The 9,092-nt window shown below is 59.8% G+C and carries 7 protein-coding genes; 4 read left to right on the top strand and 3 right to left on the bottom strand.

The annotated features are described in order from the left end of the window. The first annotated feature begins 60 nt into the window (after positions 1-60). From sucC to AC11W3_RS12280, 4 genes are all read left to right on the top strand, one after another. Entirely contained in the window at positions 61-1,227 is a 1,167-nt protein-coding gene (gene sucC, locus AC11W3_RS12295; protein WP_484088433.1) for an ADP-forming succinate--CoA ligase subunit beta, read from the top strand. Positions 1,228-1,237: 10 nt separating this feature from the next. After that, positions 1,238-2,113 carry a succinate--CoA ligase subunit alpha gene (gene sucD / locus AC11W3_RS12290; protein ID WP_484088432.1) on the top strand — a complete coding sequence of 292 codons (876 nt, stop codon included), beginning with the start codon at positions 1,238-1,240 and terminating at the stop codon, positions 2,111-2,113. Positions 2,114-2,375: 262 nt separating this feature from the next. Next, entirely contained in the window at positions 2,376-2,531 is a 156-nt protein-coding gene (locus AC11W3_RS12285) for a DUF6290 family protein (RefSeq protein ID WP_484088431.1), read from the top strand. A gap of 220 nt (positions 2,532-2,751) precedes the next feature. After that, a complete protein-coding gene (locus tag AC11W3_RS12280) occupies positions 2,752-2,898 on the top strand; it encodes a hypothetical protein (protein ID WP_484088430.1) in 147 nt (48 codons plus the stop codon). A gap of 59 nt (positions 2,899-2,957) precedes the next feature. Here the strand turns inward: AC11W3_RS12280 and AC11W3_RS12275 are convergent, their stop codons facing one another. The 3 genes from AC11W3_RS12275 to AC11W3_RS12265 all read right to left on the bottom strand — a co-directional run bounded on the left by AC11W3_RS12275 (position 2,958) and on the right by AC11W3_RS12265 (position 8,969). Beyond that, on the bottom strand, positions 2,958-4,331 hold the full coding sequence (locus tag AC11W3_RS12275) for a DUF4403 family protein (RefSeq protein ID WP_484088429.1): 1,374 nt from the start codon (positions 4,329-4,331) through the stop codon (positions 2,958-2,960). A 703-nt stretch (positions 4,332-5,034) separates the two neighbouring features. Next, complete coding sequence (locus AC11W3_RS12270; RefSeq protein WP_484088428.1) at positions 5,035-7,329, bottom strand: serine protein kinase PrkA; 2,295 nt, start codon at positions 7,327-7,329, stop codon at positions 5,035-5,037. 14 nt (positions 7,330-7,343) lie between these two features. Further along, positions 7,344-8,969, bottom strand: a complete 1,626-nt coding sequence (locus AC11W3_RS12265; RefSeq protein WP_484088427.1) for a SpoVR family protein — start codon at positions 8,967-8,969, stop codon at positions 7,344-7,346. Positions 8,970-9,092: the final 123 nt, after the last annotated feature.

Genomic DNA, 9,092 nt, shown 5'->3' with positions numbered 1-9,092 from the left:
GTGGAGCTTCTTTCAGGCGGTCCTCTCGGGCCGACCAACATAGGTACCACAGGAGGGGCGATGAATATCCATGAGTATCAGGCCAAGGCGATCTTGAGGAAATTCGGGGTGCCGGTCCCGGATGGGCATGTCTGCTACAACGGGGCCAGCGCGCGTGAATGGGCAAAACGGCTCGGGGAAGGGCCGTGGGTGGTGAAGGCGCAGATCCACGCCGGCGGACGCGGAAAGGGGGGGGGCGTGAAGCTGGCGCGGACCGCTGACGAAGTCCGCAACATCGCACGCGACATGCTCGGCATGACCCTGCGCACCCACCAGACGGGACCGGAAGGTAAGGTGGTGACCCGGGTGCTGGTGGAAAACGGCTGCAACATAGGGAACGAGCTCTACCTGAGCCTCCTGGTCGACCGCGCCACCTCCAGGGTCACCGTCATGGCCTCCACCGAAGGGGGCATGGACATCGAAGAGGTCGCCGCCACCACCCCGGAGAAGATCTTCATCGAGGCGGTCGACCCTCTGGTCGGCCTCACCCCTTTCCAGTGCCGCAAGATCGCCTTCAGCCTGGGCCTCCGCGGGAAGCTAACCGGCAAGGCGGTAAAGGTCCTCCAGGGGCTCTATACCACCTTCATCGCCTGTGACTGCTCGCTTTTGGAGATAAATCCGCTGGTCGTCACCAAGGAAGGGGATATCCTGGCGCTGGACGCGAAGTTCGGCTTCGACGACAACGCCATCTTCAGGCACCCGAAGATCGGCGACATGCGAGACTTCGACGAGGAAGACCCCAACGAGGTGGAGGCTTCACAGCACGATCTCTCCTACATATCCCTCAACGGCAACATCGGCTGCCTGGTGAACGGCGCCGGCCTCGCCATGGCCACCATGGACATCATCAAGCACTACGGAGGGGATCCGGCCAACTTCCTGGACGTCGGCGGCGGGGCCACCATCGAACGCGTCACCGAGGCCTTCAAGATCATCCTCTCGGACAAGAAGGTCAAGGGGATCCTGGTCAACATCTTCGGCGGGATCATGAAATGCGACGTCATTGCCACCGGAGTCATCGAAGCCGCGAAGCAGGTGGAGATCGACGTGCCGCTGGTGGTCCGGTTGGAAGGGACGAACGTGGAATTGGGGAAACGCCTGCTGACGGAGAGCGGACTGGATATCCTGACCGCCGACGGCATGGCCGACGGGGCGCAGAAAATCGTCAAGGCCGTAGCGGCCGCCTAGGGAGGGAACCATGAGCATTCTGATCAACAGGAACACCAGGGTCATCACCCAGGGGATTACCGGTGCCACCGGCCTCTTCCATGCCCAAGGCGCTCGCGAGTACGGTACCCAGATGGTCGGCGGCGTTACGCCGGGCAAGGGGGGGACCTCCATCGACGGCTTCCCCGTATTCGACACGGTGGTCGAGGCCGTCGCCAAGACCGGGGCTACCGCCTCCGTTATCTACGTGCCGCCGCCCTTTGCCGCCGATTCCATCATGGAAGCGGTCGATGCGGGGGTGGAGCTGATCTGCTGCATCACCGAGGGGATACCTGTGCTGGACATGGTCAAGGTGAAGCAGTACCTGGTCGGAAAGAAGACCCGCCTGGTAGGCCCGAACTGTCCGGGAGTCATCACCCCCGGACAGTGCAAGATCGGGATCATGCCCGGCTACATACATAAGCCGGGCAAGGTCGGGGTGGTGTCGCGCTCAGGGACCCTCACCTACGAAGCGGTGTGGCAACTCACCGGAATAGGTCTGGGGCAGTCGACCTGCGTCGGCATCGGCGGCGATCCGGTCAACGGCACCAGTCACATCGACTGCCTCAGGCTCTTCGAGGAGGACCCGGACACCGAGGCTGTCATCATGATCGGTGAGATCGGCGGGAGCGCCGAAGAGGAGGCCGCCCGATTCGTGAAAGAGCACATGACCAAGCCGGTTGCGGCCTATATCGCCGGGGTCACCGCCCCTCCCGGGAAGCGGATGGGGCACGCCGGTGCCATCATCTCCGGCGGCAAGGGGACCGCCACCGAGAAGGTCGCGGTCCTGCGGGAGTGCGGCATAAGCGTGGCCGATTCACCGGCAGAAATGGCTGACGCACTGCTGAAGGTCTATCGGCCCAAGTAAGGCGAAGAAGACATGAGGCGGGGGAGGGGGATTAGACGGCGTCCCTCTTCCCCGCACAAGTAAAACAAAACGATTCCAATGAGACTCACCGCAATGGACCCTGTCGCCAGAGGCAACGGGGCAGTGGCGGAACTCCACTGCCTAGCGGCTTTACCCGGTGCCGGCGCAGCGTTTAGCTCTCGACACCTTAATTAACTTGATCTAGCCGCGGGATTGAAGTATACATCTTTTTAAAACAGCAGACCGGTTTCAGAGAGCGATCATGGCAAAGAGCAAAAAGCACCCGAGATACAATGTCGTGTCGGTACGAGTGAGCGATGAAGAGCGCCAGTTGCTTGAAAAACTATCGGCAGAAGAGAACAAGAAGGTCTCCGAACTGATCCGGGAGGCTCTTCAGACCATGACTCCGGAGAAGTGATGACTAAAGCTCCAGCCTCCTGACTGTACCATCGGCATACCTTGCCCGTTGAGAGTGTAGCAGGCCTGCCGTACGTTGAATCTTACCCGTCTGTTGCCCATGACATCCCATCTCCGACTGTACTCCACGCATAAATCCCGCCTTACAGAACAACTCGCCTAGCGGCTCTGCCATTAAACATTCTCTTTCAAGTTCTGCCTTCTTCTGTCGATGCATTTCTGTGCAGCAGTTGGGCAGGCTGGCGGTTGAGTCCTTCAACGCCGGAGACAGGTTGAAAGCGGAGGGGCACTGCAAGGAGATGACGCGGTACTCCCAGGAACTGATCGCCATTCTGGAAGAGCTCGAGCGGGACTGCGCGGGGAGCTGACTCTGGGGTTGAGGCTCCCGCCTCAGGATAGCGATCCGACTGCACGATCGGCTGGAGGGCTAGTGAAAGGCCACGCTGCTTTCCCCTTCCAGGTAGAATCGAAGGGAAACCCTGTCCCGCTGCACCATGAGGTCGCCCAGCCTCATCTCCTTCACCTTCCCGGAGAGGAAAACGTTTTCCGCCAGCTTCATCTTCGTCAGGGACTTCCCCGCCGCTTGCCGTGCCTCTGCCAGCCTGGGGGTCAGGTCCACCTTCAGCCTCTCCTGCAGCCTGCTTCTGATGGAGCTGTGCAGGAACCAGTCGGCCGTTCGCAAAAGCATGTTCCGTGATTCGAGCTCGAAGTCGAGTTCTTCCACCGAGAGGACATTGCTCGCGGGGTTGAAGACGGGGCGACAGGTGAGGTAGAAAACCCCCTCCACGGAGCCGGTGGTCTCGACCTTGACGATCAGCCGCTCGCCGTTGCCATAGAGGTCAAGGTCTTTGATGACCACGCTCCTCCCGTCGCTGCCGAGTTCCTTGTTCAGAAGTAGAGGCGAGGCGATGCCGACCAGGTCCTTGTAGAAGAGGTCGGTGTTGACGGCGAGGCGGAAACTCCTGTCGGCGCCCGAGCCCTGCTTCAAGGGGGGGAGGGGGAGAGGCGGCCGCAGAGCGGGTTGCGGTCCCACCACCACCTCGGCAAACGACGTAAGACCCACCGTGATTCTCACCTCGTTTTTCTGGGCGTAAAGGGGGTACAGCACAACCTCTCGCGGGCTCAGGACCAGCCACGCCCTGTAGTTCCGATCCAGCAGTATCGGCTTCTGCGCCTCATTCCACGCCTTCGCGACCTGCGCCTTCAGCGCGAGCTTATCATTCAGTTTCTTTTTGACTGCTTCGGAAAGGGAACGCTGCAGCGGCACGGTCATCCCCTCGATTATGCTGCGTGGCCTGAATGAGAGAGGGCCCAGGTTGACCTCTTCGGCCAGGGAGTCGCTGAGCCCGGTATAGTGAACTTCCGGCTCCAGCCTCCAATCAGGTGTCACCCTCGCACTGATCTTGAACTTCAGTTTGGTTGGGATGGCGGGGCTCTGAAAGAGGCCGGAGCGAAGCGACAGGAAGACCGGTACGGTGAGATGAAGGTAGTTGTCGGCGATCGTTGCCGCGACCGCGCCGTTCCTTGTTACCGCTGCCGAGAGGCCGCCGAAACTGGTGGAGCCGTTGTAGAGTTCCCTCGGGAGCACCCGGTTCAGGTTGTCGGATAATTCGTTGGCCGACATCTCGATGGCGACGTTGACAGTCGAGAGCTCTTTCTTCAGCTCGTTGCGGAAGGCTTCATCCTTCGGGCTCTGCGCGGTCAGCCGGCCGGACCCTGCCTTGCCCCCCGCGCAGGAGGCGAGGAGCAGGCCCAGCATGGCCATGGCCAGTAGAGACAAGCGTTTCGGGAATACGGGCACGGTCACTCCTGTGGGGTCAGATGAAACTCCCCGATCACCGACCTGTAATCAGTGAAGAGAGGATCTTCAGCGGCGGCGAAACCGACCAGTGGTTCCTCGAAGTAATGCTCCCAGCATTGAGGGAATCTGTTGCCGGCATCGTCCAGGACGAATCGTCTTATCTATAGCGCAGACTGCTTCCCTCATGGCTCACCTCATTGCAGTCGAAGTCACTCCCGGTGCCATTTCGATACCTCAATGCGGCGCATCCTACTAAATTATTTGTGTCGTCACAACAAGTTGTTTCAGCCGTGGTCGTAGCACGGAGCTATGTCCAAAACAAAGGTGCTGCAACACCATAGGACACTTCCCCCTTTGAAAAAGGGGGACCGAGGGGGATTTTGCCAGCTCAAACAAACCAAATCCCCCCTTCCCCCCTTTGTCAAGGGGGGGAAAGGCACAACCTTTTTGGGGGATATAGTTCCGTCGTAGCAAGGATTACTCTGGAGGCCGAACTGCAGGAGGGGAGGTGAGCCCGGGCGTTCAGGTACAGGATAAGCCATCGGAAGGACCAAGCGAATTTCCGGAGTGGAAGGGACGGAGCATCTGCCAGTTGTAGCGATCAAAAAGATGAAAGGTGGCAGGGGAAAAAGACAAAGGACGGATGCCGGGGTGCGGGAGAGGTCCGGCGTCCGCCCTGAATAGGATCGCTCAGCGGAAGGGTCTAGATGTGGAACTTCCGGGCCAGGTCGTTGTCGATCACGTAGACGCAGATCTCCTTGGCGGCCTGCTTGGTGTACTTGAACTTTTCCGAGCTCAGGTTGTTGATCAGGAAGGTCACGTCGTCCCTGATCCTCTTGTCGTAGGTCTTGAAGGCATCCGTGTCGAAGTCCTTGATGGCCCGCCGGAAGTTGGCGTTCTCCAGGAAGGGCTCGAGCACCTTCTCCTTGAGGTTGTAGACGTAGCGGTCGTGCAGAGACTGGAAGAGACCGGTGTCCTGCGGCTTTCTCCCCTCCACCATGATCTCCTGGGTCAGGGTCCGGCCGGTGTACTCGTGCTGGACCTCCTGCCGGAAGGTCAGCCGCGCCTCGGTCTCCGCTTTCGCCGCCCCGAGCAGGCGCCCCTCGATTCCTGAAAGGAGCTCCTCGCTCACCTCCAGCCGGTCACCGGTGAAGCTGCAGATCTCGACGGCCCCCGGCTCGAAGTTCACGGCGAACATGTAGTTCAGGATGTCACGCTCGATCTGGGCCTCGTTGTAGTAGTAGAGCGCCTCCTTGACCTCCTGGAGCACCACGAAGTCGTAGTTGTGGATCAGCGACTCCATGAAGCCCTCGGGGATCGACTCTTTGAGCTCCTTGTGCCAGCGGGTGAAGAAGGTCGACAGGTGGGACATGGTGATCATCTTGTCCTTCCTGGCATAGGCCGCGTAGAAGTCGGAGAAGATCTTGATCGACTCCCGGCCGGAGAAGCCGTGGTCCCCTTCGTGCTCGCTCTCGGCAATGATTTTCTTCCTGCGCTTCGCGTTGAGCCTCTTGCGGTCATCCTCGGTCAGCCACTCCGGAATGTGACCTGTGTAGATCTCCATCTTCAGGATCTGCAGGTGCTCGTCGCAGTAGAGCCGGTATTTTTCAGGGTCCCCGATCCACTCAAGGAGCGCGTCGGACTTGATGTTCATCCTGGTCGAGATGATCACCCTGGCGAAGTTGTGGAGCACCCGCGGCAGGAAGCTCTCGTCGATGTGTTTCCCGAAGATGTTCCGGTAGATCTCCACCTCCGTGTTCAGGTCCATGACGTAGGGGATGTTGATGAACTCGATGCGGTCGGTGAAGGACTGGACCCCCTCGATGCTCCGCTCGTCCTCGGGATTCATCAGCGCGATGAAGAGCGACCTCACGTTCTCCTCGACTTCCTCGACCTTGTGGATACCCTCGCTGATGATGTTGTGCAGTTCCAGGAGCCGTTCGGCGTTGTGGGACTTCACGTCCATCAGGGCGTAGATGCCGTTGTTGGTCTTGGCGAAGTTGGAGAATATGTACTTCACCTCGTTGCTGTCGCCCAGCAGGAGGTCGATCTTCCTCTGCAGGAGTTCGTTGGTGTGTATGTTCATCTTGGTGGAGCGGTCACCCGGGTTGTAGACCGTGATCCCTTCGCCCAGCCTGCGGTTGAAGCGGTAGGGGCGGACCTTGATCATGCGGAAGAGATCGGCCGGGTCCTCCAGCCTCGCCGAAAGTGCCTGGAAGAGGGAGGTGCAGATGGTGCAGGGGGAATCCCTGAAGACCCAGTCGTACTCCTTCTCGGTGAAGAGGCGCCACTTGAAGTTGTCGTTCTCCAGCAGATCGTCGAAGAAGGGCCGGCGCTGCGCCTTGTCGATCATGAGGAGCGGGCTGTCGTGCGACGGGCAAGGTACTTCGACCACGTCGCTCCCCCTCAGGAGGGCCGCCTTGGCCTCCGAGAGATCGGATGGGTCGAGCTCGTACTCGTCGAGCAGATGGGAGAGCCGCTCCATGAACGAGGCGACCTGGTGCTCCTTGAAGGTCCCGAGGATGTAGCGGTCCAGGTGCCAGACCACCTCGTAGCACCTCCCGTTGTCGGTGTTGGCGTACTCCTCGAACTTCATCAGCAGGTTGTTGAGGAAAGTACTCTTTCCTGATCCCGGGGGGCCTTCGAAGATGTAGATCTTGTTCTGGCGCGCGCCGCTCTTCATGGCCGAAACGTGGTTCATGAGCCTGTTGGCGAAGAGACGGTCCGCGAAGAAGGGGCGATCGGAATTCTCCACGAAAAGCTGACGGGTGTCGTAGTTCACGAAGTTTATCGACTCAGGGTCGTCCGGGTACTCGTCCACCCCCTCGGACACGTAGGTCTTCACCATGTCGTGGAAGAGCTGGAAGACGTTGCGCATCATCAGCTCCGGCCGCTCCGCCACGAGTTGCATGAACTCCTGGAAGGAGAAGGTCTTGGCCTTCTCACGCTCCACGATGGTTCGGCTCAGCTGCTTTAATACGATATCTAGTTCTGGCATATTAGTCCCGCCTGTTACAGCGCCTTTCTGTCGAGCTGCTTGTCCTTCATGGTGTAGAGCACCCTTTGCCAGGTGATCTGCGGCTCTTCCCCGCCTTCCCTCCCCGCACTGCTGCGGGGGGCATCCATAACGGCCTCGCTTGTTTCCAGCTGGACCGGTTTCCCCCAGAGGTACTCGATCCCCACCATGGTGTTGGCGATATATTCCTGCACCAGCTGCTTTCCTTCAAAGTGGTGCACCAGGTAGAGCGCGCCGTCCTCCCCGCGTTCGGGTGCGATGGAGATGTAGGGGGGGTGATAGAGCGTGGAGAGCACCATGTCGCGGTACTGCCTGGCGTCACGGCTCTTCACGTAGTACTGCCAGACCATCCTCTGGGGATCGAGACGCTTTCCCGTGACGAAGAGGTCGAAGCGGTTGGTGAAATCCTGGTCCACGAAGTCCTTGATGAAGAGGTAGTCGCAGTAGTTGGCCCGCACCCGGAAGATGAATTCGTCCCCGCGGCCGGCTTCCAGATCGAACTTCTTCCTTTCCTCCAAATCTGACAGGCGGTCGTAATCGTAGCCGGTTTTGCCCTTGTCTGCCGACTCCTTCAGGAACGACATCAGCCTCATCCCCAGGGCGTAGGGGTTCATACCCACCCGCGGCAGCGAGGTCACACCCGCGTGGACCCGCGCGAAGTCCACCTCGTGGCCGCGGATGCGGTCGTCCTCGAGGAAGAGCTTCTCGTGCCAGTAGCTGGCCCACCCCTCGTTCATGATCTTGGTGCGGATCTGCGGCTGGAAGAAGATCGCGGTCTTCCTGACCACCTCCAGCACGGAGCGCATCCAGACGTTCTCGTCGCGGGCCAGGAACTCGGAGTTCTCGATCAGGAAGCGGAGGAGGTCGTGCCGCTCCACCCGCTTGACCCCCGTGCTCTTCAGGAAGTGCGCCTCCATCTCCGGATACTTCGCGGTCACCTCGTTGAAGAACATACGCTCGCCGTCTTCGCCGTAGAGCTCGATGTGCTCGTTGTACCGGGCGACCTCCTTGAGGTAATCCCCCACAGGGACCTTCTTATCCACCTGCAGGAAGACGTCGAAGTAGTAGTTGAGACGGGCGGAGCAGGCCCTCTCCGGGGAGGCGAAGAGAGGAGAGAGTTCGGCATGATAGCCGACGAGATTGTCGAGGGACCGGGCGAACTCGAGGATGTAGTCGACCCAGCGTCCCTTCTCGGCTCTAAGCTTGGCGATCACCCTCTTGTCCGAGAGGGCCTGGCCGGTGAAGTCGTACTCCCAGGTGTGGCGGAAGTAGAGGTTGTTCTGGAAGAAATCGATATGCCCCAGGACGTGATAGAAGATCATCACGTTCAGCCAGTCCGGGTTGTTGTCGTTATAGAAGGAGATCGGGGGGCGGGTGTTGATCACCGTCTCGTACGGGTTATGGGGGTAGAGCTCGTACTCCCCCTTGCCCCGCAGCACCTCGACGTCGTGGACCCAGTAGTCGTACAGCGTCGGGATCATTATCTTGGGGGAGAGCTCGATCAGGTCGCGGTTGGTGACGATATACTCGAGGCTCTCGTCGGTGAAGGAGAGTCCCGCCGCCCGCGCCCGGATCTTGCACCCTTCCATGATCTCTTTGGTATGTTGATTGATCAGTTCCATGACTGCCTCTGGATACTGCCCTTGGGAACACCCTGTAATCTGTCTGAAGCTGTATGTCTCTTCGCCGCCTCTGCGAGCCCTCTCCCTCCGGGAGAGGGTGGCCGGAAGCCGGGTGAGGGAAGC

It is taken from the genome of Geomonas sp. (genome assembly GCF_056994735.1).
Note: the sequence above shows the minus strand (reverse complement) of the source record. Positions and strands in the feature narration are given on the sequence as shown.

Bases quoted from the DNA above. Each gene is read 5' to 3' on its own strand.
- sucC (WP_484088433.1), top strand. From the start codon at position 61: ATGAATATCCATGAGTATCAGGCCAAGGCGATCTTGAGGAAATTCGGG.
- sucD (WP_484088432.1), top strand. From the start codon at position 1,238: ATGAGCATTCTGATCAACAGGAACACCAGGGTCATCACCCAGGGGATT.
- AC11W3_RS12285 (WP_484088431.1), top strand. From the start codon at position 2,376: ATGGCAAAGAGCAAAAAGCACCCGAGATACAATGTCGTGTCGGTACGA.
- AC11W3_RS12270 (WP_484088428.1), bottom strand. From the start codon at position 7,329: ATGCCAGAACTAGATATCGTATTAAAGCAGCTGAGCCGAACCATCGTG.
- AC11W3_RS12265 (WP_484088427.1), bottom strand. From the start codon at position 8,969: ATGGAACTGATCAATCAACATACCAAAGAGATCATGGAAGGGTGCAAG.